The sequence below is a fragment of the Serratia sp. Ser99 genome (assembly GCF_024519545.1).
Classification (GTDB): domain Bacteria; phylum Pseudomonadota; class Gammaproteobacteria; order Enterobacterales; family Enterobacteriaceae; genus Serratia; species Serratia liquefaciens.
Genome location: NZ_JALJRT010000001.1, coordinates 743,250 through 769,054 on the forward strand (window position 1 = coordinate 743,250; position 25,805 = coordinate 769,054).

Here is a 25,805-nt window from a genome sequence, read left to right on the forward strand (position 1 = left end):
CAAGAGGATTTTGTCGCCGCGCTGCGCACCTTTGTGTAAAGGTAGTGAGATTAAAAGAGTGGCCCCTGGACGCAATGATGCGTGATGAGCCCCCAAGGGGCATCGTCTAGCGGCAATACTCTTTCAGCATGGCGACCGCGTCCGGCTTTAACTGGTAAAGATAGACCGGTCTGCCGGTGGTGCCGTACAGGATGCGGGTGCCCAGAATGCCACTTTCCGCCAGATAGATAAGGTATTTACGGCAGGATACGCGCGAAATGCCGATAGCGTTGGCCAGGTTGTCTGTCGAAAACTCCCCATCGTGCTGCTGTTCGATCCATTCGCATACCGTACTTAGCGTAATGCTGGTTAACCCTTTCGGCAGTTTCTTGCCTTCGCTGCTGTTGGGCTGACGCCGCAGCAGGCTGTCGACATCGGCCTGTGAGAATTCGCGCTGTGCCAGGATCTGCGACTGCTGCTGGTAGTTACTCAGCGCCTCTTTGAAACGGCCGAACTGGAAGGGTTTAATCAGATAATCCACCACGCCGTAGTGCAAGGCGCGTTGCACCGTGTCCACGTCGCTGGCGGAGGAAATGATAATGACGTCGGTTTTTTCACCCAATTCGCGCAGGCCAGGCAGCAGATCCAGGCCATTCTCCTGCTGCATATAGATATCGAGCAGGACCAGATCGATACTGACATCGGTATCGGCCAGCAACTCGCGTGCCTGCGCCAGCGTAGCGACGGTGGCCTGACAGTGAAAGCCGCTTACCTGGCTGAGGTAGTATTTGTTCAACTCCGCTACCATCGGGTCGTCATCAATAATCAATACGTTAATCATGGGTCAGCCCTTGGCCTGATAGGGAATATGGACAAAGAACTGGGTCAGTACACCCGGTTCAGATTCAAAATCAATGCTGCCGCCCAGTTTTTCCAGGCTGCTGCGGATCAACGCCAGGCCGATACCGCGTCCCGGCCCTTTGGTGGACACACCCTGCTCAAAGATACGGGCGCCGAGAGCCGGATCGATGCCGGGGCCGTCGTCGCTGATTATACAGTGTAAGTGATTCTCATTGTGATGAAAGCTCAGGTTGATCTCGTGTCCCTCAACGCCGTCGATGGCGTCAATGGCGTTTTCAATCAGGTTGCCCAGCACGCTGATCAGCACATGGGTGGTTTCCGCGTCGTCGGTTTCCGGCAGCAGGATGGTCTCATCGATGGTCAGCTCAATGCCGGCCTCATGCGCGCGGCTGATTTTGCCGATAAAAAAGCCGGCGACCTCTGGCGACTGTATTTTTCGTAGCAGCGCGCCGATCTCTTCCTGGTAGTTACTGGCAGTGTTGATGATGTAGTTTTCCAACTGCTGGTAAGCCTTCATATGCAGCATGCCGAGGATCACGTGCAGTTTGTTCATAAACTCGTGCGACTGTACGCGCAATGCGTCGGCGTAGTGGGCCATACCGCTCAGGCGCTGCACCAACTGGCTGATTTCGGTTTTATCGCGGAAGGTGGCGATGGCGCCAATCACCTGGCCCTTGACGATCACCGGCACGGTATTGGTCAAAAGCTCGCTGCCGTTAAAACTGATCTGCTGGTCGCGTAACGGTTTGCCGCTGGCCAAAACTTCCGCCAGATGCAGTTGGGCCGGCCAGTACTTACTGGCGGACTCCAGCAGCAGATTTTCGAAGGGGCCACTTTGGCGCAGCAGGCGTTTCGCCTCGTCGTTAACAATGGTGATACGTGACTGGTTATCGACCGCGATGACGCCTTCTTTAATCGATTGCAGCATGGCGTTGCGCTGTTCAAACAGGTTAGAGATTTCGTAGGGTTCAAAACCGAGCATGATGCGCTTAAGCGCTTTCACCAGGAAGAAGATACCCAGCGTGCCGACCAGCGCGGCGAACGCGAGGGTTAAATAGATAATCCAGCGGCTTTCGGCCACCACCCGGTGGACGGTATCGAGAGCGATGCCCAGCGCCACTACCCCTATCTGTCGGCGCTCGCTGTCGTAGACCGGTGCAAAGACGCGCAGTGAAGGCGCCAGCGCGCCACGGTTGATGGCGCTGTTGGTTTTCCCGTACAGGGCCGGTTCTAAATCGTCGCCGATAAAATGCTTGCCGATCAGCCAGGGTTTAGGGTGCGAGTAGCGGATGCCTTTCATGTCCACCACGGTGACGAACAGCAGCTCGTTTTGATGTCTCACCTGCTCGGCGAAGCGCTGGATCGCGCCACTGTGATCTTCCCGCTGCAGGCCGTCAACGACGTTACCGGAAAGCGCCACCGTTTCGGCAATTGCCATCGCCTTTTGGCGCTGCTGATCTTGCCCCTCGTGACTCATCTGCACAAAAAACAGCGCGTACACCACCAGCAGCACCGAAGCAATAATGGCAGACACCATCAGCGTGAGGGTGGTGCTGAGTTTCAGCGGTATCCGTTGTTTGGGCATGGAGGTTCTCCGAATGGGCGTATCAGGATTTTAGCGGGGAATGGGGCGCGGGGCAGCGACCGGCAGCAGGTTATAACATGCTGCCGCCGGGGGAGGGATTATTTTAATTACAAAAGCCGGGATCAGGGTTGATGGTAGATTTCCAGCCCTTGCTGGCCGCTGGCTCCCTGATGGATGATCGCCATCAGCGCGCGCACCACTTTTGACGGATTATCGTGTTGATACACATTGCGGCCGTACACCATGCCGGATGCGCCCTGTGCCATCAGCGCCGCAGATTTCTCCAGCACCGCACCCAGTTCACCTTTACCGCCGCCGCGGACCAGCGTTGGGCAACGCGCCGCTTCAACGACGCGGTGGAAGTCTTCCACCCGTTCGGTAGGGTCGGCTTTGATGATGTCGGCGCCCAGCTCACGCGCCAATCGCACCAGCGGCACCATTTTTTCGACGTCGCCCAATGAGCCGTAAGCCGACCCTTGACCGGCCGGCGCCATAACCAGCGGTTCGACCATCAGCGGCATGCCATAGCGATCGCAGGCATGGCGCAGGCGGCCGATGTTTTCCACGCACTGGCGGAAAATGCCCGGTTCATCGGGGATCAGGTACAGATTCACCACCACGGCCGCGGCATCCATCTGCAGCGCGGCGAGGATCGGCGCTTCCGGATTATGCAACACCGCCCACATTTCACGGTGACGCGCGGCGTTATAAGCGTTGCCGACGTCGGTACGCATCACCAGGGCCGGTTTATCGCGTTGCGTCGAGCATTGCAGCAAATCCGCCTGGCCGTAGTTCACCTGAATGGCGTCGGGGCGGGCGACGATCAGGCTATTCATGACCCGTTCAATATCTTCCAGACCGATTAAAAAATCCGGTTCATTGGCAATGCCGTGATCAATCGCCACGTCGAGGCACTTGCCGTTATTGAATAGCCGGTTCATCCGTACCTTACTGCTGAGCTGCATGTCAGATCCTCCTGAAAACACATGTCCATTCAGTATTGTCGAGTAAACCGCGGGATGAAACCGTGGATCCACAAACTGCGCGCTCGCTCGCATATTTACTGAGAGAACCCCTCGCGTTTTTTCATCACGGCAGAGCGTTTCTCGTCGCTGAACGCACTAAAGGAACGCGTACGCTGATGGCTTTTGCGCCATTTGTTAGATCCGTGTCATGTTTTTGTTACTTGGTTATTCCAAAACGCATGTTTCGCTTGTTTGGGTTAAAAAGTTTCAATAATCTCAATTTTGAAATAAACATTTGAAAGTTACGATATGACGTAACGAGTTAGGCAAGGGTTTTATTTCAATTGATTGTTTTTAATCTATTTTGAGACATTGATCAAAATTTCACACACTGCCAGAAGACGGAAGAAAAGCGGTAAATCTGCCGTATCAAAGGGATATCACCGACCGGATTGTTGTTTGAATGTAAAAAATATTTTTCATTAGCTGTCAAATCAACAGGCCTCTTCACTCTAACGATTAAAGGGTACAGAACATGAAGCTGAAGAAACTGATCGTCACCTCGGTATTGATGTGCATGCTGCCGGCCAGCGTATTGGCAAAAGACATCAAAATCGGCGTTTCAATGGCTTATTTCGATGACAATTTCCTCACCATCCTACGCCAGTCCATGCAGAGCAAAATGAAACAGGACGGCAACGTCAGCGGTCAATTTGAAGATGCCAAAGGGGACATCGCTCAGCAGATCCAACAGATTGAGAACTTCGTCAGCCAGGGCGTCGACGCCATTATCCTCAACCCGGTCGATACCCAGGGCGTGAAGCCGATGATCAAACTGGCGGAAAGCGCCAAGATCCCGCTGGTGTTCGTTAACCGCCGTCCGGAAGTGACGCTGCCTGCGGGCATGGCCTACGTAGGCTCAGATTCCAAACTGGCCGGTAAGCTGCAGATGGAAGAGTTGGCCAAGCTGATGAACGGCAAGGGCAACGTGATGATCCTGATGGGCGAACTGTCCAATGAAGCGACCCGCGACCGCACCCGCGGCGTGGAAGAGGTGGCGGCCAAGTATCCCGGCATCAAAATTCTCGACAAGCAAACCGCCAAGTGGGGCCGTAAAGAAGCCGTCGACATTACCACCGACTGGGTGCTGACCGGTCAGCAGATTGATGCCATCGCCTCCAACAATGACGAAATGGCCATTGGTGCGATCCTGGCGCTGAAACAGGCGAAGAAGAGCGGCGTGCTGGTAGCTGGCGTGGATGGGACTCCGGATGCGCTGGAATTCATCAAGAAGGGCGATCTGGCATTGAGCGTATTCCAGGATGCTAAAGGCCAGGGCGAAGGCGCGGTGCAAACTGCCATTCAGCTGGTTAAAGGCGAGAAGGTGGAAAGCAACGTCCTGATCCCTTATCAGCTGATCACCAAGGCCAATTATCAGGAATTTGCCGACAAGAACAGAAAATAAGCGTTAAAGCAGCGCGGTTATATCCATTGCCGTATTTATCCGACACTCGACGGTAAATACGGCAGGGATGCATTGACGAACGGCGGAGGTTATCAGTATGTATCCTTATGTTCTTGAGGCTGAAGGCATCAGTAAGCAGTTTCCCGGCGTGAAGGCGCTGGATAAGGTCTCAATTAAAATCAAACCAGGCAGCGTGCACGCTTTAATGGGCGAAAACGGCGCGGGAAAATCCACGCTGATGAAATGTTTAATCGGTATTTATCACCCCGATGAAGGCACCATTAAAATAAAAGGCCAACCGGTGACCTTCAGCGACACGTTGCAGGCGCTGCATTCGGGCATTTCCATGATTCACCAGGAACTCAACCTGGTGCCTTATATGACGGTGGCGGAAAATATCTGGCTGGGGCGTGAGCCGGCGAAGCTGGGCTTCGTAAACCATGACCAACTGAACAAGAAAACCCGCGAGCTGCTGGCGCGGCTGAACATCAAACTCAAGCCGGAAACGCTGGTGGGTGAGCTGAGCATCGCCAGCCAACAAATGGTGGAGATCGCCAAGGCGGTGTCTTACAACGCGGACGTCCTGATCATGGACGAACCCACCTCGGCCCTGACCGAAGGCGAGGTGGTGCATCTGTTTGCCATCATTCGTGAGCTGCGTGAGCAGGGCAAAGGCATTATCTACATCAGCCACAAGATGGACGAGATTTTTGCCATCACCGACGAGGTGAGCATCTTCCGCGACGGCACCTTTATTGCCAGCGATAAAACCGAAAACCTGACCAAACAGTCGCTGATCACCATGATGGTAGGGCGCGAACTGACCCAGATGTTCCCTAAATTCAACAACAATATCGGCGAGGAAGTGCTGCGGGTGGAAGGACTGCGGCGTTCGGACTGGTTCCACGATGTCTCGTTCAGCGTGAAACGGGGCGAGATCCTCGGCGTCGCCGGGCTGGTGGGGGCCGGCCGCAGCGAAGTAATGGAAAGCCTGTTCGGCATGCACCCGGCGGACGGTGGCAGCATTTTTATCGAAGGCAAAGCGGCAAAGGTCGATTCACCCTCAAAAGCTATTGAACTCGGCCTGGCGTTCCTCACCGAAGATCGCAAAAAATCCGGGCTGTTTTTGGTGCTGTCGGTGGTTGAGAACATGAGCATCGTCAACCTGTCGGAGTACATCGGCAAGAACGGGTTTGTCAGCCATGTGCAAATGGCCAAAGACTGCATGGAGCAGATCAAAAAGCTCAACATCAAAACCCCGACCATGGACCAAATCATCAATAACCTCAGCGGCGGTAATCAGCAGAAGGTGCTTATTGCCCGCTGGCTGCTGGCCCAGCCCAAAATATTGATCCTCGATGAGCCAACGCGTGGCATCGACGTCGGGGCCAAGGCGGAGATCTATCGCCTGATCAGCGAGCTGGCGAACCGCGGCGTCGCCATTATTTTGGTGTCATCGGAATTACCGGAAATTCTCGGCATGAGCGACCGGGTGATGGTGATGCACGGCGGCCGTATTACCGGCATTTTGGATAAAGAAGAAGCGGATCAGGAAAAAATCCTGGCGCTGGCCTCTGAATAACGCAAAGGTGAACCACCATGAGTAATGTAAAAATTGAGAAGCCGCTTGCGGGTAAAGCGCCCCTGTTCTCTGGCCTGAGCGGCAAAATGCCGAAAGATACCGGCATCTTTATCGTGATGATCGGCATCGCGCTGGTCTTTGAAATCCTCGGCTGGTACATCCGCGACCAGTCATTTCTGATGAACCCTAACCGGCTGCTGCTGATCGTGTTGCAGGTAGCGATTATCGGCATCATCGCGGTGGGCGTGACCCAGGTCATTATCACCACCGGTATCGATCTCTCTTCCGGCTCGCTGATTGCGTTGACGGCGGTGGTGGCGGCCAGCCTGGCGCAAACCTCAGACAGCATTTCGCCGATGTACCCGGCGCTCCTCGATCTGCCGGCGGCGATCCCGATCGGCGCGGGGATCGGGGTAGGTATTGTTTGTGGGTTTATCAACGGCTTCCTGATCACCCGTACCGGCATTCCACCGTTTATCGCCACTCTGGGCATGATGGTGTCGGCACGTGGCCTGGCGCAGTACTACACCCAGGGTAACCCGGTCAGCTTCTTGTCCGACGGCTTCACCTCAATCGGCCAGGGCGCGATGCCGGTGATCATCTTCCTGGTGATTGCGGTGATCTTCCACATCGCGTTGAAGCATACCCGCTACGGCAAATACATCTACGCCATCGGCGGCAACATGACCTCCGCCAGAGTTTCCGGTATCAACGTCAATAAATACCTGGTGACGGTCTATACCATCGCCGGCGGTCTGGCCGGACTGGCGGGCGTGGTCCTGGCGGCGCGCGTCAGCAGCGGTCAGTCGAGCATGGGGATGTCCTACGAGCTGGATGCGATTGCTGCCGCGGTCATTGGCGGTAGCAGCCTGATGGGTGGGGTTGGGCGCATTACCGGCACGCTGATCGGTGCGGTGATCCTCGGGCTGATTAAAAGCGGATTCACCTTTATCGGCGTGGACTCCTATATTCAGGACATTATCAAAGGCGTGATTATCGTCGCCGCGGTGTCTATCGACATGCACCGTAACCGCAAAAAACACTGATTGCCGTAAATCTCCGCCGGTGCGGCTTGCCCGGCGGTTTTTTTTACCTCAGGGGAATCACCATGAAATACCTAAAAAGAATCGTGCTGGTGGCGGCGCTTAGCTGTTCCACCTCGGTACTGGCGGAAACTATCGGCGTGTCGATGGCCTATTTTGACCAGAATTTCCTCACCATCATCCGCCATTCGATCGACAAAGAGGCCAAGGCGCGCGGTATTACCGTGCAATTCGAAGATGCCCGCGGTGACGTTGGTCGCCAGACCGATCAGGTGCAGAGCTTTATCAGCGCCGGGGTGGACGCGATTATCGTCGACCCGGTCAACTCGGCGGGCACGCCTGCGATCACCAAGTTGGTGACCAAGGCGGGTATTCCGCTGGTGTATGTGAATCGTACGCCGGGCGACAGCACGCTGCCGTCCGGCGTGGTGTTTGTCGGCTCCGACGAGAAGCAGTCCGGCACCTTGCAGATGGAAGAGCTGGCGCGCCTGGCGAATTACCAGGGCAACGTAGCCATCATGATCGGTAACCTGACCGATGCCGGTGCACTGCAACGCACCAAAGACGTGGAGCAGGTGGTGGCGAAGTACCCGAAAATGAAAGTGGTGCAGAAGCAAAGTGCCAACTACTCACGCAGCGAGGGTATGGATCTGATGCTGAACTGGGTAACCAACGGCGAGTCCATTGATATCGTCGCGGCCAACAACGACGAGATGGCGATTGGCGCGATCATGGCATTGCAACAGGCCGGTAAAAAGGACAACAAAGTGCTGATCGGCGGAATCGACGCCACCCCGGACGGCCTGAAAGCATTATCTTCCGGCAAGATGCAGGTCACGGTCTTCCAGGACGCCGTCGGCCAGGGCAAGGCCTCGGTCGACGTGGCTCAGCGGATGATCAAGGGCGAAAAGCTGGAACCCTATTATTGGATCCCGTTTGAACTGGTCACGCCGGCCAATATGCAAAAATACGCGGCAAAGTAACAGACTGTACCCACATTGAAAGGACACTGCTTAGGCAGTGTTTTTTTTGCCGTTCGGTTGTGTCAGCGCTTGGCAGATTTTGCAATTAACTGGATTTATATACAGTTAATTGGCGGCAATCATGCCGTCACCTGGAGATGTACCATGACTGACACCTGCATAGATATCGTTGCTCTGGCCCAAAAAACGGCACCGACTGGCACCTTGATGGAGGTTGCTGCCTTCGATGCCGCGCGATTGAATAAACAAATCCGTAGTACCCTCGGGGGCGGCATATTTGTTTCGATCCCGGCCAGTGGAATTACCCTTGATGGCTGTATCTACGTTACTCAACCTGCAAGTTCACCCTATTGTTGGATGCGGAAGCTTGACGCAGATTCAGTATTAAATCCGGAAATGTTCGGCGCAGTGGGAGATGGAACCAACAATGATTACCTGGCGGTAAAACGCATGTTCAGTTACGCCGCTAGCGTTGCCAGCGCGCAGACGCCGCAAAAAATGATCCTCGAGGGGCGTTACCGTTTGGCTGATGTCGATGCTAATACCCCCTTTGTGACACTAGATGCTCCGGGTTTTAGCACTATTGTCGGCGGTGGGCAGCTTTATCTGGATAGTGATAAAACCAACTTAACCATGGTGCAGTTTGTTAATAAGAGCGATTTCGTAATCAACGGTCTGACGTTAACCCGTAAAGGCAGTGATCCGACTCGCCTGTGGTCAAAACAGGCCACTGCGTTATTTATTGATGGTGGCCAGCGTTTCCGATTGTCCGAACTCGATCTGTTTATGCACACCGATGCCATCAGCATCAGGCAGTCGGAAAGTTTTGAGGTTTATCGCAATAAGTGCCATGAACTGGGTGAGGAAGGCATTGCGGTGCGTGGCAGTCGTCGCTGGGTATTGAGAGATAACGAAATTTATCACCATAACGGCGATGGCATTTTGCTGAAGACCTCTTCGACCCCGAGCTTTGACGGCAAGATCCTCAATAATCGGCTGTACGACGCTATTGGTGCGCCAGATACTGCCCAAGGGCACCGTGGCGGTGGGATCACCCTCAATGATGAGAATGGCGGTTCAACGACTTTCTTCCAGAATTTGCTGGTTCAGGGCAATTCGCTTACCAACCTCTCATACGGTATCGCATTCACAAATATTGAAGATTGGGAGGTGGCGGATAACTTTGTCGATGTTATCGATCGTTTCGGCATTATCGTCGACAGTGAGCTCAGTAATAACCCGCAAAAGAACCCGATCCAACGCAGTAAATGTATTGGAAACACGGTGCGAAACACGGTTCAGAATGGCATCAGCTTCACTACGCTGAATGACATTAAAGTTCAGTATGCGCTTATCGCCAACAATCAGGTGGACACTTGTGGCACCAGTCCAACGGCCGAGTTTCCTGGTATTTCCGCGACCAACGCTACAATTAGCGGTAATCGAGTACTCAACTGCAAGGTGGGGCTTTCTGCCAATGGGTGCGTGACCAGCGGTAACATCTTTGAAGGATCGACGTTCACCAATGCCGGTTCTGGCAGCAATTACATTAAATTAGGGTCGGGTGGTAGTTTTGTTGGAAACCGGGTAACCGACACCAACCAGGGGCACATCCGCCTGTCTAATCCTGGCCGCTTCGTGTTTGCGGATAATATTGTGCAACTTAACTCTTCTTTTGCCGGGTTGTATTTCATGGGGACTGATTTTGGACCCAACACCCTGATCGGTAAAAACGTGTTTGATACCGCTTTTGTTCCGGTAACCAAATTCGAAATTGGTGCCGCCAGCATTCGTCGTATTCAGATGGACTCATCTGCTTATGGACGTCGCGAATTTCGTTATGATGGTCAAACCCCGACGGATATTGACGCTCGAGCTGGAGACGAAGTGTATAACTTTAGAGCCGTGCCGGGGCTGGCGCGTAAATACAGTTACGTTACGGTGGGGGAGAGTTCGGCTTGGGTAGCGGGGGATTTTGTCGATATTGTTGTCTCGTCGACGTCTCAGGATGTGACATTGGCACCGGGGGCGAGCATGGATATTGATGCGCAACTGGCGGCGGTACTGCCAACCTTTGTCGCTCATGGCGTGAAGTTCAACCAGAATCCAAAACGAGTGAAAAGTACGGTATGTGTCAGTGAGGCAGGTACGGTGACTTTTACGTTGATCAATCCGACGGCTACTGTGGTAACCCTCCCGGGCTTGATATTGACTACACGCTGTAATAACGCAGTCTAAACCTTTAGGCGCTGTTTGCCGCGTCATCATATAGCCAGCAGCGTATTAGTTGCTGCTGGCTATATTCGTCTATCGCAAGGGGTTTGGTCTATCAAAGCGCAGCAAGATGTTGTCGCACGATCTCGCGGCCGATCTCCAGTGAGGCGGTCGCCGCCGGGGAGGGCGCATTGCAGACGTGCAGCGAGCGGCGGCCCTTAACAAAATGAAAATCATCCACCAGTTTGCCGTCGGCGGTCAGCGCCTGGGCGCGAACCCCGGCCGGGCCGGGCCGGATATCTTCCGGTTGCAGCTCGGGGATAAGCTGGCGTGCGTTCTCGGTAAATAGTTTGCGTGACAGGGAGCGTCGAACTTCTGCCAGCCCCTCGCCAAGATAATTGCCGGCGATTTTCCAGAATCCTCGATAGCCGAGCACCTCGCTCAGATCCCGCAGGCTGAAATCGCATTTGCGGTAACCTTCACGTTTGAATGCCAGCACCGCATTGGGGCCAACGTCGCGCTTGCCGTTGTACATACGGGTAAAATGCACGCCGAGGAAAGGGAAGTCCGGGTTCGGTACCGGGTAAATCAGGTGGTTCACCAGATAGTTTTTTTCGTCGTTCAGCACAAAGTATTCACCCCGGAACGGCACTATCTTCATCCCGGTCTGATAGCCGGCCAGGGCGGCGATGCGGTCACTGAACAGGCCAGCGCAGTTAACCAGCCACTTGCCCTGATATTCTGCGTGAGGGGTGCGCACGCTGACGCCGTCACTGCTTTCAACGATGCCCTCAACCTGTTGTCCATAGTGGATCTCGCCGCCGCGTTGCTGGATCACTTCCGCCAGCTTTGCCGCCACCTCGCTGTAGTTGACGATACCGGCATCGGGCACCAGCAGTGCCTCAATACCGTTGACGTGCGGCTCACGTTCCTTTAACTGCGCCTGCGACAATCGGCTGACCGCCAGCCCGTTCTGTCGCCCGCGCTGGTAGATATTCTCCAGTAAAGCCAGCTCCTTCAATTGGGTGGCCACAATCACTTTGCCACATTGATCCTGATAGAGGTCATGCTCGCGGCAGAAGGCGAACATGCTTTGGTTGCCCAGTTTTGCCAGCCGTGCCTTCAGGCTGCCGGGTGTGTAGCAAATGCCGGAATGCACTACGTTACTGTTATGGCCACTTTGGTGGGCAGCCGGGCCATTTTCTTTTTCCAGGATCAGGATACGCAGCAGGGGGTTCGTTTCCTGCAGCGCGTTGGCGACGCCCAACCCCACCAGACCTGCGCCGATAATGATCACGTCATGCATGGTTATCCTAACTCCTCATGGTCCAGGCGGCGCAATTTGCCGCGTACGTTGCTGAGATGGTTTTGCATCGCGGCAGTGGCTGCCGCCGGATCGCGAGCCTTGATTGCCATAAATACCCGTTGGTGCTCGTCGATCACCCGTTGGCGCTCGTCCTGACGGCCCAGGTTCTTGCTGAGTGAATACACCAACACGCCGAGATACAATTCGTGCATGTTATCCAGGATCTGCACGAAAAACGGGTTGTGCGAGGCCTGCATAATGGCGCGGTGGAACAGATAATCCTCTCGATGACCAATCAAACCTTCGTCGAGGGTGCAGCGTTTGAAGTCGTTAAGGGCCAATTCAATCGCCCGCAGTTCCTGCTCGGTATGGCGTTCGGCGGCCATACACGCCGCCTGTTGCTCAATCACCTCACGCATTTCCAGCAGCGCTTCCACTTCACCCGGATCGGCTATTTCCAACACCAGCGGCTGGTATTTGCTCAGCAGGGAATGTTGTTCTACCCGATGGCCGCCCCCCTGCCGCGAGGAGATGATGCCGCTGACCTCCAGAATGCCGAGCGCCTCACGCACGGGTACCCGGCTGACGCCAAAGGCCTCCGCCAGCAGGTTCTCTGACGGCAGTTTTTCCCCGACGGGGAAGGTGCCGTTACAGATGCCTTCCTTCAACTGCGCCAGGACCTGATGAGAAGCTTTCTGGCGCGTAACCTTATTGATCATTTACAGCCCTCTGCGGATGACTCCGCCTGAAACGCAACAGATGCACGGACGCCGCAGTAACAATCAGCGCCGCGCCGCCCAAGTCGGTCAGCAGCCCCGGTTTAATCAGCAGGATAGCCGCAAAGGTAAACAATATCCGCTCCAGCCAGTGGGTTTTCATCATCCAGAAATTGGCGCTGGCGATCGACAGCGCATAAATCCCTACCAATGCGCTGATCACCATATGGATCACCGACAGCGCATTAAGGTCGTCGCCCTGCATCAGCAGCATCGGGTTATAGACCAGAATGAATGGGATGATAAAGCCCGGTAACGCCAGGCGCACGGCATCCCACGAGGTCTGCATAGGGTCGGCGCGAGCGATGCTGGCGGCGGTGTAACTGGCCAGCGCTACCGGCGGCGTGATGTTGGACAAGGCGCCAAACCAGAACACAAAGAAGTGCGCCGCCAGCGGCATCACACCGGCTTTGATCAGGATCGGCGAAACGGTAACCGCCACCACGATATACAGCGCGGTAGAGGGCAGGCCCATACTCAGTACGATGCACACCAGCATCACCACCAGCAGGATCATCCACAGGGTATTGTTGGTCATCGCGACGATATTAAACGCCAGCGTGGAGCCGATACCGGTCATGGTGACCACGCAGATGATTACCCCGATGGCGGCGCAGGCTATCGTCACCTGAATAGAACCGCGAGCCGCTTCGTTCAGTGCTTCAGCGATTTTTTTCGGCGTCATGCGTACGGTGGTATCGGGGGTGATCCAACTGGCGACGATGATCGAAATAATGCCGAGGAACCCGGCATAGATCGGCGTTTTGCCCAACAACAGGGTGCCGATAACGATGATCAACGGCAGCAACAGCAGGCCGCGCGCCTTCAGCACCGCTTTCACTTTGGGAATATTTTCTTTGCTGATGCCTTTCAGACCCTGCTTTTTAGCCTCCAGATCGATGGCAATAATCAGCGCCGCGTAATAGAGCAATGCGGGAATAATGGCGGCGATCACGATGGTGGTATACGAAATGCCGAGGAAGCCGGCCATGATAAAGGCGGCGGCGCCCATGATCGGCGGCATGATCATTCCGCCGGTGGAGGCGGTGGCTTCAACCGCACCGGCAAAGCGGGGCGACAGGCCGATGCTTTTCATCAGCGGGATGGTGAAGGTGCCGGTGGTGGCGACGTTAGCCACCGCGCTGCCGCTCAGGGAGCCGGTCAGCGCCGAGGAGATCACCGCGACCTGCGCCGGGCCGCCGCGGCGCCGACCGGCCATCGCCAGCGCCAAATCGTTGAACAATGCCGTGGCCCCGCTGACGCTGAGGAACGCGCCAAACAGGATAAATACCACGATAGCGGTGGAGGCGGTGGACAGGGTGATGCCGAAGATCCCTTCGCTGGTCATAAACAGCCGGTACAGCAGGCGTTCGAACGAGAAGCCGCCGTGGCCGAAAATGCCCATAAAGTACTGGCCGAACAGTGCATAGACGATCGCGAAGGTCGCCAGCCCGGGAATGAAATACCCCGTGGTGCGGCGTGCGGCTTCAAACAGCACGCCGATACCGATCACCGCCATCACGTAGTCGGTGGTATTGGGAATGCTTTTGCGCACCACGTGCAAGTCCAGATAGCTGGCGTAGAAATAGCCGTAGCTGACCAGCGTCAGGATAATGAACAGGTAGTCCCAGCGGTTGAATTTGCTGGTGGCGTGGCGGCGTGATACCGGAAACAGTATGAAGCCCAGGATTAAGATACCGCTGAGAAACGTGGTATTGCGATAAAACTCCTGGGTATTCGACAGCGCATTGGCATAAATGGCGTAAGCGGAAATCGCAATGGCCAGCACCGTGGCCAACTGCAAATAGATACCGCTCAGCGGGCGACTGCCGGCCCCGGCTTCTTTGTCCAGATCGACGGCATTTTGCGGCGACAGGTTGTTAGTGCTCATACGACCTCCTTATCGATTGACGGCAAGCGCTGCCGCTTCCGGTGGGATCAGATAGTCGGGCACGCTGACCCCGGCCTCGAGATAATATTTATAAGCACCGATATGCAGCGGTACAGAAACCCCTTTCAGCGCATTCTCCAGCGAAATGTATTTGGCGGCGCTGTGGACCTGATGCACTTCCGGCAGGTTTTCAAACAGGGTTTTGGTCAGGTCATACACCAGCTTTTCATCAAGGCCATTGAGCGCCACCAAAATATTGGGCTGGGCGATGGTGGAAACCGCCTGACTCTGCCGTGGGTAGGTATCGGCTTTAATATCAAAACGGAACCAGGAATTGGCGATGGCGTTGATGTTGGCCAACTGTTCATCGGTGACGTTGAGGATGCGTGAGGGCACGCCGCTGGCGAACATGTCGGTTACCGCTGCCGCCGGTACCCCGGCAGGCAGGGCGCCGCCGTCAAGTCGCCCGTCGCGCATGGCTGAAACGGTGTCGCCATAGCCCAGATATTCCGGCGTCAGCGATTTCTTGCTCAGGTTAACCCCTTGCAAAATGATCAGCGTGGACTGCTCGGTGCCGCTGGCCTGTGGGCCAACTGAGAAACGGCTGCCGGCGATGTCATTCAAGGTGCCGTCCTTGACTTTGTTTTCCAGCATCACAAAGTGTTCTACGTTCGGCCACAGCATCGAGATGGAACGCAGATGGCCGTAGGCGCGGCCTTCAAAGTTGCGTACGCCCTGGTAGGCTTCGACGGCGATCAGGCTTTGCAGGATCGCCAGCTGCGCCTCGTTTTTCTGCAGCAGATCGATATTCTCTATCGATCCCGCAGAGGATTGCCCGCTGACCTGGATGCCGTTCTGCTTCAGGCGGTTGCTCCAGACATTGGCCAGCCCGACGCCCATCGGGTAATAGGTGCCGCCGGTGGAGGCGGTGGCTACGGAAAGGAAGGTCTTGTCGGCATTCTCCACCTTGCCGGCGACCGCCAGCGCCGCGACGGCAGCCAGAGCACCCGCAGCCAGCAACAGCTTGATTTTTCTATTTTTCATTATTTTTACCCGAGGTTTTTGAAACAAATAGAAAACATTTACGCAAACTTGTATACAACATTGCAGCTTTTATCACCTAACACGCATTGTTTGATTTGTGATCAGGGCGGGTGAAAAGTGTTCAAAAAATGGCGAGAAATGTGAGGGAGGATGGGATAACCCCGTGACGGTTGCCACGGGGGAAATGCAGATTACCAACCTTTAACGGCATCGCCCTTGTAGATTTCGGCGGCGCTGGCGGCAACTTCATCGGTCTGATAGGCCTTGATCAGATCCTTCACGTTTTCGTTGTTTTGGTTATCCACCCGAGTGGCGAAAACATTGACGTAAGGCGAATCTTTGTCTTCGACAAACAGCCCGTTCTTGGCGGGCGACAGACCAATTTGGCTGGAGTAGTTGGTGTTGATGATCGCCAGGGCGATCTGTTTGTCGTCTAAAGCACGTGGCAACTGAGGCGCTTCAATCTCGACGATTTTCAATTTCTTCGGATTACTGACGATATCCAATGAGGTAGGCAGCAGCCCGACGCCCTCTTTCAGTACAATCAGCCCCTGTTTTTGCAACAGCAGCAGCGAACGGCCGAGGTTGGTCGGGTCATTGGGCACCGCAACCTGGGCACCGTCAGGCAGTTGGCTGAGCGACGTGATTTTTTTGGAATAACCGGCGATGGGATAAACGAAAGTATTGCCTACCGCCACCAGTTTGTAGCCGCGCTCCTGGATCTGTTTTTCCAGATAAGGCTTGTGCTGGAAGGAGTTGATGTCGAGATCGCCATTATTAAGCGCTTCGTTGGGCAACACGTAATCATTGAAGGTCACCACTTCCACATCCAGATCGTATTTCTGTTTGGCGATTTTCTGTACGGTTGCCCACATAGCCTGATCGATGCCGGAGCTGATGCCGACTTTGATGTGGTGGTTGTCTTGTTCTGTCGGTCCACAGGCAGTCAGCAGCAGGCTGCTTGTTACCACCAGCGCCGCGGCGAGTTTTTTCAGCGTAAATGTCATTTCCCAGAGTCCTTGTCAAAATAGCCTGCTGGTTATTGCAGGCTGAAGAGTGGCACTGACTCTAGATAATCGGCTGGCTAAAATAAAATACTGATTCTCTATGATTAATAGCGATTTGCTATGAGGGATTTCAGGCTCCGCGGCTGCGCCAAAATAGCGCAAACAGTTCGGACTGCGTGTTGATGCCCAGTTTCGAGTACAGGTGCTTTTTATGCGCTCGTACCGTCTCGATAGAAATCTGCAGGCGGCGGGCGATCTCCTTGGTAGAACAGCCTGCCAGCATCAGTTGGCTGACCTGGTTTTCCCGTTCCGTCAATTGCGCGCCGCCGGGCAACGACGACAGTGAGAAGTTGCTGTCGCCATCATCGCTGGCGTTTTCGAAACGCATCCGCTGACGCATCAATGGCAGTAGCCAACTTTCGACCAGAGCCAGAATGCCGAGGTGACGATCGCTGTAGCGCCGCGAGGCGCCCAACGACAGGCAAAGCATGCGCTGCGGCTCCACCAGCAGGTTGAAATGCACCTCATCGCCGCCGACGTTATGGTTGAAATAGTGTTGATAGTATTCCGTCGCCGCAAAATTGGCGGGTGCGACGTCATCCAGGCGCAACAGTCCGATGCGTTGGCGCGCCCAGGCGTCCAGGTAGAAAGGATCGAGCAGATAGAGGCCTTTCTGGTAATCGTGAAACAGCGCTTCGTCACTGCCGTCGCTTTCGTCGCTGGCAGCCAGGATCTGTGGTGGATGCTGTGGAGAAAACAGCAGCGCCACCCAGTTTTCGAACGGGATATGCCCCTTCAACAGGCGCGCACAGCTCAGCCAGAAATCCGCCCCGTCGAGGTTATCGACCAGTTGGCCGAATGCCCGATGCCAGGCCAGCGTCTCGGGAGAAATAAGGCTGCTGTTACCCACTGATGTTACCCCTGTCATGGAATAGCCAGAACGGCTGTTTCGGGCATACTACCATTATTACTACTGTGTTCCGCGTGGAGGATAAAATGGAAATAACCCTGGCCCAATTGCCCTGTCGTGAAGGCTGCGTTGCCGACAACCTGGCGCAGGCCCTGGCATTCATTGAGCGTTACGCTAAGGGCGGCAACCTTATCCTGTTCCCGGAAACCCAGCTCACCGGTTTCGCTGCGGCGCAGGGTGACACCGATTATGCCCTGCAAAGCGACGGCGCGGAGTTGCTGCAACTGGTTCAGGCCAGCCGCCAATACGATGTCGCGCTGGTGATTGGCTTTCTTGAACGCACCGATACGGGGGTGTTCAACAGTACGGTGCTGATCACGCCGGAACAGGGGGTTTATCTGCACTATCGCAAGACCCATTTGTGGCCGGATGAGCGTAATACCGTTCTTCGCGGCGATACGTTAGTGTGCGGCGTTTGGCGTGGAACGCGTATCGGGCTGCTGATTTGCTACGATCTTGAGTTCGCGGAAAATGCCCGGGCGTTAGCCGTTATGGGCTGCCAATTGCTGCTGGTGACGAATGGCAATATGGATCCCTATGGCCCGGTGCACCGCAATGCCGCGCTGGCCCGCGCGCAGGATAACCAGATGTTTGTCGCCATGACCAACCGCTGCGGTGAGGGTGATGGATTGCAGTTTGCCGGCGAAAGCCTGATTGTCGATCCGCTGGGGCGCGAAGTCGCAGGAATGGGCCGCGAAGAAGGGGCGCTGTCGGCCACATTGGATTTTACCCTGCTAGAGCAGGCTCGCCGCCACTACCGTTATCTGGACGATCGGCGCTTACCGTTAGCGGGAGAAGCGCAGTGGGTTGAAGGGGAAGAGGGGCGTCGGGGGTGGCCACTGGGGTAATCGGCCTGGCGTATCCTGTTTGTGCCCTGGTATACAGTTTGTTTTGACGGGGGATCCGCCTGCTTATTATGATGACGGAAAGCCCAACCGGGGCGCGAATAGCCAAAGGAAAAGACAATGCGATTTAACATGTGGCGCAAGGCGTTGCTGCCATTGGTGGTTTTGACTTGCGTATCAGCAGCTCAGGTTCAGGCGGCGGAGAGCGTGGCGGAACCGATCCCGAAAATGTTATTGGGCAACTGGCATATCAGCAAGATCCTGCCGACCCAAACCGTGGGTTGCTGGGATGAACAGCAGGCGAAAGGCCTGATCGGCGGCAAGATCGGTTATAAAGCAGGGAGTTTCACCTGGAACGGTACCGAGTTGAAAAGCGAGGGGGCAACCCTCAGCACGGTGGAAGCACAGGAGTTTGTTGAGGACAACTCCGGCAGCAGTTCTTATATCGACTTCCCGATGCTGGGCATCAGCACGCCAGCGGTTGAACGGGTGATGATCCAGCATGCCGATACCACAATCAAAGGCATTACCGATCAGGGTACCGACGGCGTACCGGGGGATAACGTGCTGGTAAAAGATGCCAACACGCTGATCCTGTCGGTGTGCAACGTGTGGTTCGAAGCCCAGCGCGTGCGGTGACCCCTGCCATCGGCTTATCTTGTCCTGCCCTCATTGCGTCAGCGCGATGCGACCGAAGAGGGCATGACTCCCTTGCGGGGTAATGGCCGAAAGCTGATCCAGGCGGCAAACCCGTTGATTATCGAAATAAATAAACTCTCCCTCATTCTCCAGCGTCTGGGTGGTTAACGCCGTTGCCTGGAAACACTGCCCGTTAACCAATTCAACGTTCAGCCGGTAACCGTAGAGGCAGGCAATTTCCAAATAATCATGCAATTCGCAGTCTATCGGCCGGTAAGCTGTCATGACATCCCCTGGCAACCCTGCATTTTAAAAATGTAATAGCCCGTTTGGCCAATAGCCTGCTCCACCTCAGGGCTGGAGGACTCGCTGTGGCAGAATGCACAGCTGCTTTGGCTGATATTGTCCTCCTCAATATTGTTCTGTTTGAGGAACTGTTGCGCATAGTGTCTTGCCTGAGCCAGATCGTTGCTGTCGGTGAACACGTCGAAATGCAGATAGCGACCATCCCTGGTATGTACATGAGTGTCAAAAACATTGATATACATAGTTATTTATCCTTTTGCTTGTTTATCTGAATGCAATGTTGGTATCGATTCGATACCATGATGCTCGCATTTGATGAAAATCCTGTCAACGGCGCTTTTAGCCAAAATGACCGGTTGAGAGCAGAGCACAAGGGAAGGGCCATAAACCCTAAAGAAGCGTTTCAATATGAAAATGAGCGGGTAGAGCCGGTGATTTATTTCTGTCGTCACGTTTACCGAATTAATTTTTTATAAAATCAAAGCACTATCCGGGTTTGGAAAATAAAGGGGCGTTTGAAATCTTGGGGATATTTCAATGCCGGGATGCTTCAAGAAATTAGCCGCCGATTTTATATCGGCACGCTGATAGGCAAACACTATTACAGCTATAGGCGCAGGCTGGGTTATTCATTGATTGTTATCAATTATGCAGCGCATCTTCCTCTCTACTATTACCGGGCGACTGTCTATTGGATGGGCAATACCTTATAAGGATTGAAAATGAAAAAGGTCACCCGTATTGCGGCGATGTCCCTTACCGGCATTGTCTTATGTTATCTGGGGCTTTCGGGCTATGTTTGGTATCACGATACTCAGCGTACGGTGTACAGTCAGGCACCGCGATCTGCGCTGGAGAAGAATAACCAGATTCTCGGATTGCTGAGAGAAAAGGGCTGCGATTATTGCCATACACCTTCTGCCGATCTTCCCTTCTATGCCTCATTTCCCATTGCCAAACAGCTGATGGAATACGATATCCGCCTTGGGTATCAGTCTTTTAACCTGGAACCTGTACGTGCCAGCCTGATCGAAGATAAAGCGGTATCACAAAGCGATCTGAACAAGATTGAATGGGTAATGCAGCATAAGACCATGCCGCCGACACGGTATGTCGCCTTGCACTGGGCGGGGCAGGTGGATGAGCAAGAGCGCGAGACCTTGCTTGGCTGGATAGCGCAGCAGCGCGCGCGTTACTACGCCAGTAACGAGGCTGCCGCGGAACACCGTAATGAGCCGATTCAGCCGATCCCCAAGGCATTGCCTGTCGACGCACAGAAAGTGGCGCTGGGTTTCCGACTGTATCACGACCCGCGCCTTTCCGGAGACAGCACTCTCTCTTGTGCCCACTGCCATTCGCTCAATACCGGAGGCGTAGACGGCAGAAAAACGTCGATTGGCGTTGGCGGCGCGGTAGGGCCGATAAATGCGCCAACGGTATTCAACTCCGTGTTCAACAGCGAGCAGTTCTGGGACGGACGTGCGCCAACGCTGCAGGTACAGGCCGGTGGACCGCCGCTCAACCCTATCGAAATGGCTTCCAAATCCTGGGAGGAGATCATCGGCAAGCTGGACAAGGATCCGGTACTAACCCGTGATTTTGTCGCCGCCTACCCGCAGGGCCTCAGCGGCGACACTATCACGGATGCCATCGCCGAATTTGAAAAAACCTTAATCACGCCGGATTCGCCTTTCGATAACTGGCTGCGCGGCGATGACAAAGCCATGACGATGCAGCAGAAACACGGTTATCAACTGTTTAAGGACAACAAATGCGCCACTTGCCACGGAGGAACCATTCTCGGTGGGCGTTCCTTCGAGCCTTTGGGGCTGAAACGCGACTTCAATTTTGGGGAAATTACCGCCGCGGATATCGGGCGGATGAACGTCACCAGCGAAGCGCGCGACAGGCTACGGCAGAAGGTGCCCGGCCTGCGCAATGTGGCACTGACGGGGCCTTACTTCCATCGCGGGGATGTCGCCACGCTGGATGAGGCGGTCAAACTGATGCTGCGCTATCAGGTGGGTACCGAACTGCCGCAGCAGGATGTCGATGATATTGTTGCCTTCCTCGAGAGCCTGACGGGCGTATATACCCCTTACACCCAAAGCCAGAAATAACGGGCTGACGGCCCGCGTCATCATGGTATCTCCAGCCCCGGTAATGGGGCTGTTCCAACGGCAAGATGCCCGTTCATCTCTCCGGTTTCTGAACTAAAATTATCCATAACGGGACAACAGAAATGTTGCCGTGCAAACCGGGGTCTCTATGAATCAATGACAGGAGGCGCTATGTGCTATCAACATATTATGATTGCCACCGACCTGAGTGATGACGGAAAACGGCTGGTGGAAAAAAGCGCGAGATTGGCCGCGGCGCTGCAGGCCAGGCTCTCTCTGATCTACGTGGATATCCACTACGATACCTACCATGCGGCGATTGGTTTTTCTGAGCGAAGCTACGACGGCGTACCTTTTGAAGAGAAGATCAAGAAAGAGCTGGAGCCGCTGACCCAGAATGTGAATTACCCGATCAACGAGGTGATCATCGGACACGGCGATTTTATCGAAGAGTTGAAGAATGCCGTGGTGGATAAAAGTGTCGATCTGGTGGTTTTTGGCCATCACCACGATCTGTGGAACAAGCTGTTTTCCTCAACCCAGCATGCCATCAACCAATTGAATGTCGACGTACTGGTCATCCCAATCAAACAGTAGCCAGTCGATTAACCCTGCCAGTATTCACTCTGGCAGGGTGACGGACAGATTAGCGGGTGAAAAAGTCGTTATACAACATGTAAAGGTGCGCCGCGCTCCAGGAGAAATTCGGCGCGCCCTGTTGCATGCCGGTCAGCGGGTTGTAGTTCTCGCGGATGGGACCGTCGGTCATCAGCCCGTCGGCATGGTTGAAGAAAGCCTGGGCCATGGCAACAGCGTCGGCGCGATAGCCGTAGCTCTCCATGCCTTTCAGCCCGAAATACAACTGATCTACCCAGACCCGCCCCCGCCAGTAAATATCGGCACCGAACGCCGGATTGGTCAGCGCTGCCGTACCGAGAGGGACGTAGGTGTTGAATTCGCGCGGATCCTTCATCACTTTAACCACTGCGTCGGCATGTTGTTGGCTGGCGGCGCCATTAAATAGTGGAGACCAACCTTCAGGCCCTTTACCTCGCTCTACGATGGGGTAACCGGCGCAGCCATTGGGCAGCGGTTTATCCTCGATGCGGATGTCGTAGAAGAAACCGCTGGTGCTATCGAACATGCAGTTATTAATGTAATCCGCCAGTTTATCGGCCTTGCTGCGGAAGGTAGCGGCCTCGGCATTGTGGCCCAGAATATCGGCCATCTCGGCCAGGTATCTGTTGTCGCTGTACATGTAGCTGGCCTGATCGACAGATTCCTGCAGCAGCGAATAGCCGAGCAGAGTACCGTCCGCCGCGCGGTTTTCAGCAAACTTCACCTGCCAGTCCTGTCGTTTACCGCCCTGCGCCAGGTAACGGGCCAACTGATCCGGGTCGATAAAGCCAAAGGCGGCGGCGTCGTCACGGCCCGACTCCCAGGACGCGGCGACCTGAGCCGGGATTTCAATGCTGTCGAAACGCCCGGAACGTACCACCCGATTATAGTTGTTCAACCCGGCAAGCTTTTGCTGATGCTGCCCGCGTTTAACGGTAAACAGCATCTGACCGTCCGGCGTGTTGTGTGCCTTGTCGCGCGTGGCGCCATACTCTGGCACCCCGTTGCCGTTATGGTCCCGGTTGCGCAACCACCAGTCGTGATAGGCGACCAGCGTCGGATACATCTCGGCCAGCCACTGTTTATCGCCGGTGGTGTTGTACACCTCCATCACCGCCCAGGCCGCCAGGCTGGGTTTGGTATTGCGTTCATTCCAGTTACTGCCATCGCCGCCGCGTTCCGGGCTGGGGTTATAGGCGATCAAATCGGGAATAAAGCCGGCATCCCACGGGCGCAGCGGGTCGTCTGGCTGGATCTGGAAAGCGAACACCGCACGGATATTATCCTTGGCGACGTTGGGATTAAAATGCGCCATTGCGTACGCCTGCTTCCAGGTATCCCAGGGCCAGGTCTGGTTGCCGGAGAACCAACGCCCGGTGACAGAAGGCGTCACCGAATCAAATTTCATCGCACCGGCGGCCCCGCGCCAGTTGGCGTTTAAGGTTTCTATCGCTTTAACCGCCACGCGTTCCTGCGCCTGGGTGGCATGCGGATTCGACAGCCCCTGGTCGAGATAATTTTCCCAACGCTGCGCCGATGCGCTCATGTAGCGCTGGGGATCGGCGAGGATCGAAGCAATCTTGCTTTGTTCCTGCTGGACTTCTGCGGCGGTGAGCAGGTGAGAGTAAGTGGTATAGAAGGTGGTGGAGCCGGAAATCGTGGCTTTGGCGATAAACCTATGGCCATTGACCGTCGTTTGCTGCGGCAGCGATTTATGAATTTGGTATTCGGACTCGCCGGAGGTCATCAGTTGTGAAGCCGCGCGCACCCTGCCGAAGGTAACCCGCAGGCCGTCCTTGGTCGGCAACAGCTGCCGCGTATAGTCAGGGAATGCCTGCTCGATGGTTGGCGGGGACTGTGGTTTTTGTTCTTTGGCATAGTATTTTTCCAACAGTTCGCCATCCCACACCAGTTCCAGCGGCGTATCGCTAGTGATTTGGGTTTCGAGCAGTGAAGTGCGGGCAGTAGCGAATCGCAGCGTCAGTTTAACCGTGATCCCTGGGGCGGTAAGCCGCTGGATCAGCGCGCCGGGGATGCTGTAGGCGGTCATGCTGAAGCGGACTTTCTCCCCGTTTTTATACAGGCTGAGTCGGTCGAAGTTATTGGCCATAAAGTTAATGTATTCTTCGGTGAGCAACGCCGGACCCGGGAAGCCGCCCATGCCTTCCGGGCCGTTTGGCAGCAAATGACCATGCCAGGCGCCAAGATCAAAAAACGGATTAAAGCGTTGGTGTTCATCGAAATCGTAATCGAGCATGTAGTGTGGGGCACCGCTGCGATTAATCACGTTTTTATAGGCTTCCGCCCGCAGGGGGCTTTCGTTACCCGGGTGAGAGATGCAGCCTGGTATCATCAGGGCCGCGGAGATAACCAGGGCCAGAGACGGCAGTTTATTAATCATCTTCATTATGTTTGCCTTTATGCGTTACCAATAAAAATACTGCATCAGAAACACCGAGTTGCTGGCGTCGGTGCTGTCGTTGGTCATATAAAATTTGCTGTCCAACGCGGTGGCCAGCCTGCCGCCGGCATATTCGTACCAGATACCGACCTGCGCGTAAGAGGTTGCGGTGTCCGGCGCATTGTCCAGCCGGTGGCGGGCGTAGCTGTAGGCCGTCGAGAAATACAGTCCCTTGGCGGCCTCAACCATGGCGCTCAGCATCAGGCCCGACTCCGAGCCCGGGTGATTGCCGTCCCCCTTGCCGGTGTGCTGCCAGACCCGACCTGCCAAATTTTTCCCTTTCAGCCCCAGCAAATAGAGTTGTCCCATGCCGTCGGTGATTTCCAGACCGTTTAATAACGTCAGGCCTTCCTGCAGATCGTATTGCGTATAGCCGTTGACCATAGCCCGGTAGCGGTACTTATCCGAATAGCGGTCATATTTGCCAAAGTGCAACAGCGCCTTGCTCTCGTCGATGCGGCTTTCTGGCGCGGCAGTCAGGCTGTAGCGGAATTTACCGGTCAGGTTCTGCAGCTTGGCTGCATAGGTGAGATCACGGGTATTGGGGATCACATAACCGTATTCCGGGGTAAAGTCTGCCCACCATTGCAAATCGTCCAGCGAAGAATCATTACGCAGGCTAAGCATCATTTCGGTACCGTCATCGGTGCGGTATCCAGCGTAAAAGCGGTTGATGCCGCCCTCAAACCCGCCCCAACTGTGGTCCGGCGTCCAGGCATTACCCTGATGGTCGGCCTGTACCGTCCAGCCTTCGCCGTAGAGCAGGCCGAACCAGTGGCCGTGCTTGATCTCCAGTCCGCCTTCGATATAGGTGCCATCGCTGTATTTGTGTTGGTGCTCCCCGTTTAAATAGACGCTGCCGCCGATACCCAACTCGCCGTAAAAGCGCAGGGCGGTCGGGCCGGTATTTGTCAGTTCGGGGGGCGGCAGAACGTTATGTTCCGCCGGCACCACGGATTCCTGAGCTAACAGCGGCAGCGGCAATATCAGCAGTAACGTGGGCAATATTTTATTATTGGATTTAATTTTCATCTGGACACGCATTGGGTTTGGGTCAATGGCGAGCCTGCGGGGGGATCCGCCAACTCGAACCGTTAACGCCATGTGGGCCGGCCCCATTCCCTGGGAGGAGATAAAAATACCGT

General features: G+C 55.0%; 22 protein-coding genes. 9 read left to right on the plus strand and 13 right to left on the minus strand.

All coding sequences use genetic code 11. The features are described from left to right. Positions 1 to 106: 106 nt before the first annotated feature. The 3 genes from dcuR to NR114_RS03620 form a co-directional block, all read right to left on the minus strand. Positions 107 to 820, minus strand: a complete 714-nt coding sequence (gene dcuR, locus NR114_RS03610; protein ID WP_048760591.1) for a two-component system response regulator DcuR — start codon at positions 818 to 820, stop codon at positions 107 to 109. A gap of 3 nt (positions 821 to 823) precedes the next feature. Next, complete coding sequence (locus NR114_RS03615; RefSeq protein ID WP_256813998.1) at positions 824 to 2,425, minus strand: sensor histidine kinase; 1,602 nt, start codon at positions 2,423 to 2,425, stop codon at positions 824 to 826. A gap of 122 nt (positions 2,426 to 2,547) precedes the next feature. Then, positions 2,548 to 3,390 carry a class I fructose-bisphosphate aldolase gene (locus NR114_RS03620; protein WP_048760595.1) on the minus strand — a complete coding sequence of 281 codons (843 nt, stop codon included), beginning with the start codon at positions 3,388 to 3,390 and terminating at the stop codon, positions 2,548 to 2,550. A gap of 535 nt (positions 3,391 to 3,925) precedes the next feature. Here NR114_RS03620 and NR114_RS03625 point away from each other — a divergent pair. The 5 genes from NR114_RS03625 to NR114_RS03645 all read left to right on the plus strand — a co-directional run bounded on the left by NR114_RS03625 (position 3,926) and on the right by NR114_RS03645 (position 10,701). Continuing rightward, positions 3,926 to 4,855 carry a sugar ABC transporter substrate-binding protein gene (locus NR114_RS03625; RefSeq protein ID WP_020826397.1) on the plus strand — a complete coding sequence of 310 codons (930 nt, stop codon included), beginning with the start codon at positions 3,926 to 3,928 and terminating at the stop codon, positions 4,853 to 4,855. A 97-nt stretch (positions 4,856 to 4,952) separates the two neighbouring features. Next, the gene (locus NR114_RS03630) at positions 4,953 to 6,437 is read left to right on the plus strand and encodes a sugar ABC transporter ATP-binding protein (protein ID WP_020826398.1); all 1,485 of its coding nucleotides are present in this window, start codon (positions 4,953 to 4,955) and stop codon (positions 6,435 to 6,437) included. A gap of 17 nt (positions 6,438 to 6,454) precedes the next feature. Next, positions 6,455 to 7,483, plus strand: a complete 1,029-nt coding sequence (locus NR114_RS03635; protein WP_020826399.1) for an ABC transporter permease — start codon at positions 6,455 to 6,457, stop codon at positions 7,481 to 7,483. A gap of 62 nt (positions 7,484 to 7,545) precedes the next feature. Next, complete coding sequence (locus tag NR114_RS03640; RefSeq protein ID WP_048760600.1) at positions 7,546 to 8,463, plus strand: sugar ABC transporter substrate-binding protein; 918 nt, start codon at positions 7,546 to 7,548, stop codon at positions 8,461 to 8,463. Positions 8,464 to 8,607: 144 nt separating this feature from the next. Then, a complete protein-coding gene (locus NR114_RS03645; RefSeq protein ID WP_234529572.1) occupies positions 8,608 to 10,701 on the plus strand; it encodes a right-handed parallel beta-helix repeat-containing protein in 2,094 nt (697 codons plus the stop codon). A gap of 91 nt (positions 10,702 to 10,792) precedes the next feature. Here NR114_RS03645 and lhgO read toward each other — a convergent pair whose 3' ends face one another. The 6 genes from lhgO to NR114_RS03675 form a co-directional block, all read right to left on the minus strand. Further along, the gene (gene lhgO, locus NR114_RS03650; RefSeq protein WP_256813999.1) at positions 10,793 to 11,983 is read right to left on the minus strand and encodes an L-2-hydroxyglutarate oxidase; all 1,191 of its coding nucleotides are present in this window, start codon (positions 11,981 to 11,983) and stop codon (positions 10,793 to 10,795) included. 2 nt (positions 11,984 to 11,985) lie between these two features. Further along, positions 11,986 to 12,702, minus strand: a complete 717-nt coding sequence (locus tag NR114_RS03655) for a FadR/GntR family transcriptional regulator (protein ID WP_234529571.1) — start codon at positions 12,700 to 12,702, stop codon at positions 11,986 to 11,988. Next, complete coding sequence (locus NR114_RS03660) at positions 12,692 to 14,650, minus strand: TRAP transporter permease (RefSeq protein ID WP_234529570.1); 1,959 nt, start codon at positions 14,648 to 14,650, stop codon at positions 12,692 to 12,694. Before NR114_RS03660 ends, NR114_RS03655 begins: the two co-directional genes overlap by 11 nt. 9 nt (positions 14,651 to 14,659) lie before the next feature. Further along, positions 14,660 to 15,694, minus strand: a complete 1,035-nt coding sequence (locus NR114_RS03665) for a TAXI family TRAP transporter solute-binding subunit (protein WP_046373844.1) — start codon at positions 15,692 to 15,694, stop codon at positions 14,660 to 14,662. A 191-nt stretch (positions 15,695 to 15,885) separates the two neighbouring features. Continuing rightward, positions 15,886 to 16,701: a methionine ABC transporter substrate-binding lipoprotein MetQ gene (gene metQ, locus NR114_RS03670; protein WP_234529569.1), complete on the minus strand. Its 816-nt coding sequence runs from the start codon at positions 16,699 to 16,701 to the stop codon at positions 15,886 to 15,888. A gap of 130 nt (positions 16,702 to 16,831) precedes the next feature. Further along, positions 16,832 to 17,611 (minus strand): LuxR family transcriptional regulator, encoded by a 780-nt coding sequence (locus NR114_RS03675; protein ID WP_020826406.1) that lies wholly within the window; start codon positions 17,609 to 17,611, stop codon positions 16,832 to 16,834. 86 nt (positions 17,612 to 17,697) lie between these two features. On the opposite strand from NR114_RS03675, the gene NR114_RS03680 reads away from it, so the two are divergent. Both NR114_RS03680 and NR114_RS03685 read left to right on the plus strand, forming a co-directional pair. Then, positions 17,698 to 18,519, plus strand: coding sequence for a carbon-nitrogen hydrolase family protein (locus NR114_RS03680; RefSeq protein WP_234529568.1), 822 nt, complete (start codon positions 17,698 to 17,700; stop codon positions 18,517 to 18,519). A 117-nt stretch (positions 18,520 to 18,636) separates the two neighbouring features. Then, complete coding sequence (locus tag NR114_RS03685) at positions 18,637 to 19,155, plus strand: hypothetical protein (protein ID WP_187962723.1); 519 nt, start codon at positions 18,637 to 18,639, stop codon at positions 19,153 to 19,155. A 30-nt stretch (positions 19,156 to 19,185) separates the two neighbouring features. On the opposite strand, the gene NR114_RS03690 is transcribed toward NR114_RS03685, so the two are convergent. Both NR114_RS03690 and NR114_RS03695 read right to left on the minus strand, forming a co-directional pair. Continuing rightward, positions 19,186 to 19,440 carry a Rho-binding antiterminator gene (locus NR114_RS03690; RefSeq protein WP_020826409.1) on the minus strand — a complete coding sequence of 85 codons (255 nt, stop codon included), beginning with the start codon at positions 19,438 to 19,440 and terminating at the stop codon, positions 19,186 to 19,188. Beyond that, the gene (locus NR114_RS03695) at positions 19,437 to 19,703 is read right to left on the minus strand and encodes a DUF2024 family protein (protein ID WP_020826410.1); all 267 of its coding nucleotides are present in this window, start codon (positions 19,701 to 19,703) and stop codon (positions 19,437 to 19,439) included. Before NR114_RS03695 ends, NR114_RS03690 begins: the two co-directional genes overlap by 4 nt. A gap of 480 nt (positions 19,704 to 20,183) precedes the next feature. Between NR114_RS03695 and NR114_RS03700 the strand changes: the two genes are divergently transcribed. Together NR114_RS03700 and NR114_RS03705 are read left to right on the plus strand one after the other, a co-directional pair. After that, positions 20,184 to 21,581 (plus strand): cytochrome-c peroxidase, encoded by a 1,398-nt coding sequence (locus tag NR114_RS03700; protein WP_234529567.1) that lies wholly within the window; start codon positions 20,184 to 20,186, stop codon positions 21,579 to 21,581. 171 nt (positions 21,582 to 21,752) lie between these two features. Next, positions 21,753 to 22,178, plus strand: a complete 426-nt coding sequence (locus NR114_RS03705; RefSeq protein ID WP_046373839.1) for a universal stress protein — start codon at positions 21,753 to 21,755, stop codon at positions 22,176 to 22,178. 49 nt (positions 22,179 to 22,227) lie between these two features. On the opposite strand, the gene ygjK is transcribed toward NR114_RS03705, so the two are convergent. Both ygjK and ygjJ read right to left on the minus strand, forming a co-directional pair. Beyond that, entirely contained in the window at positions 22,228 to 24,606 is a 2,379-nt protein-coding gene (gene ygjK, locus NR114_RS03710) for an alpha-glucosidase (RefSeq protein WP_256814000.1), read from the minus strand. A gap of 18 nt (positions 24,607 to 24,624) precedes the next feature. After that, positions 24,625 to 25,692, minus strand: a complete 1,068-nt coding sequence (gene ygjJ, locus NR114_RS03715; protein ID WP_176983928.1) for a protein YgjJ — start codon at positions 25,690 to 25,692, stop codon at positions 24,625 to 24,627. Positions 25,693 to 25,805: the final 113 nt, after the last annotated feature.

Excerpts from the sequence above, each read along its gene's own strand:
- NR114_RS03685 (WP_187962723.1), top strand. The coding sequence starts at position 18,637 with ATGCGATTTAACATGTGGCGCAAGGCGTTGCTGCCATTGGTGGTTTTG.
- metQ (WP_234529569.1), bottom strand. The coding sequence starts at position 16,701 with ATGACATTTACGCTGAAAAAACTCGCCGCGGCGCTGGTGGTAACAAGC.
- NR114_RS03655 (WP_234529571.1), bottom strand. The coding sequence starts at position 12,702 with ATGATCAATAAGGTTACGCGCCAGAAAGCTTCTCATCAGGTCCTGGCG.
- NR114_RS03635 (WP_020826399.1), top strand. The coding sequence starts at position 6,455 with ATGAGTAATGTAAAAATTGAGAAGCCGCTTGCGGGTAAAGCGCCCCTG.
- NR114_RS03645 (WP_234529572.1), top strand. The coding sequence starts at position 8,608 with ATGACTGACACCTGCATAGATATCGTTGCTCTGGCCCAAAAAACGGCA.
- NR114_RS03630 (WP_020826398.1), top strand. The coding sequence starts at position 4,953 with ATGTATCCTTATGTTCTTGAGGCTGAAGGCATCAGTAAGCAGTTTCCC.
- NR114_RS03640 (WP_048760600.1), top strand. The coding sequence starts at position 7,546 with ATGAAATACCTAAAAAGAATCGTGCTGGTGGCGGCGCTTAGCTGTTCC.
- NR114_RS03705 (WP_046373839.1), top strand. The coding sequence starts at position 21,753 with ATGTGCTATCAACATATTATGATTGCCACCGACCTGAGTGATGACGGA.
- NR114_RS03690 (WP_020826409.1), bottom strand. The coding sequence starts at position 19,440 with ATGACAGCTTACCGGCCGATAGACTGCGAATTGCATGATTATTTGGAA.
- NR114_RS03665 (WP_046373844.1), bottom strand. The coding sequence starts at position 15,694 with ATGAAAAATAGAAAAATCAAGCTGTTGCTGGCTGCGGGTGCTCTGGCT.
- NR114_RS03615 (WP_256813998.1), bottom strand. The coding sequence starts at position 2,425 with ATGCCCAAACAACGGATACCGCTGAAACTCAGCACCACCCTCACGCTG.
- NR114_RS03620 (WP_048760595.1), bottom strand. The coding sequence starts at position 3,390 with ATGCAGCTCAGCAGTAAGGTACGGATGAACCGGCTATTCAATAACGGC.
- NR114_RS03660 (WP_234529570.1), bottom strand. The coding sequence starts at position 14,650 with ATGAGCACTAACAACCTGTCGCCGCAAAATGCCGTCGATCTGGACAAA.
- lhgO (WP_256813999.1), bottom strand. The coding sequence starts at position 11,983 with ATGCATGACGTGATCATTATCGGCGCAGGTCTGGTGGGGTTGGGCGTC.
- NR114_RS03680 (WP_234529568.1), top strand. The coding sequence starts at position 17,698 with ATGGAAATAACCCTGGCCCAATTGCCCTGTCGTGAAGGCTGCGTTGCC.
- ygjK (WP_256814000.1), bottom strand. The coding sequence starts at position 24,606 with ATGAAGATGATTAATAAACTGCCGTCTCTGGCCCTGGTTATCTCCGCG.
- ygjJ (WP_176983928.1), bottom strand. The coding sequence starts at position 25,692 with ATGAAAATTAAATCCAATAATAAAATATTGCCCACGTTACTGCTGATA.
- NR114_RS03700 (WP_234529567.1), top strand. The coding sequence starts at position 20,184 with ATGAAAAAGGTCACCCGTATTGCGGCGATGTCCCTTACCGGCATTGTC.
- NR114_RS03625 (WP_020826397.1), top strand. The coding sequence starts at position 3,926 with ATGAAGCTGAAGAAACTGATCGTCACCTCGGTATTGATGTGCATGCTG.
- dcuR (WP_048760591.1), bottom strand. The coding sequence starts at position 820 with ATGATTAACGTATTGATTATTGATGACGACCCGATGGTAGCGGAGTTG.
- NR114_RS03695 (WP_020826410.1), bottom strand. The coding sequence starts at position 19,703 with ATGTATATCAATGTTTTTGACACTCATGTACATACCAGGGATGGTCGC.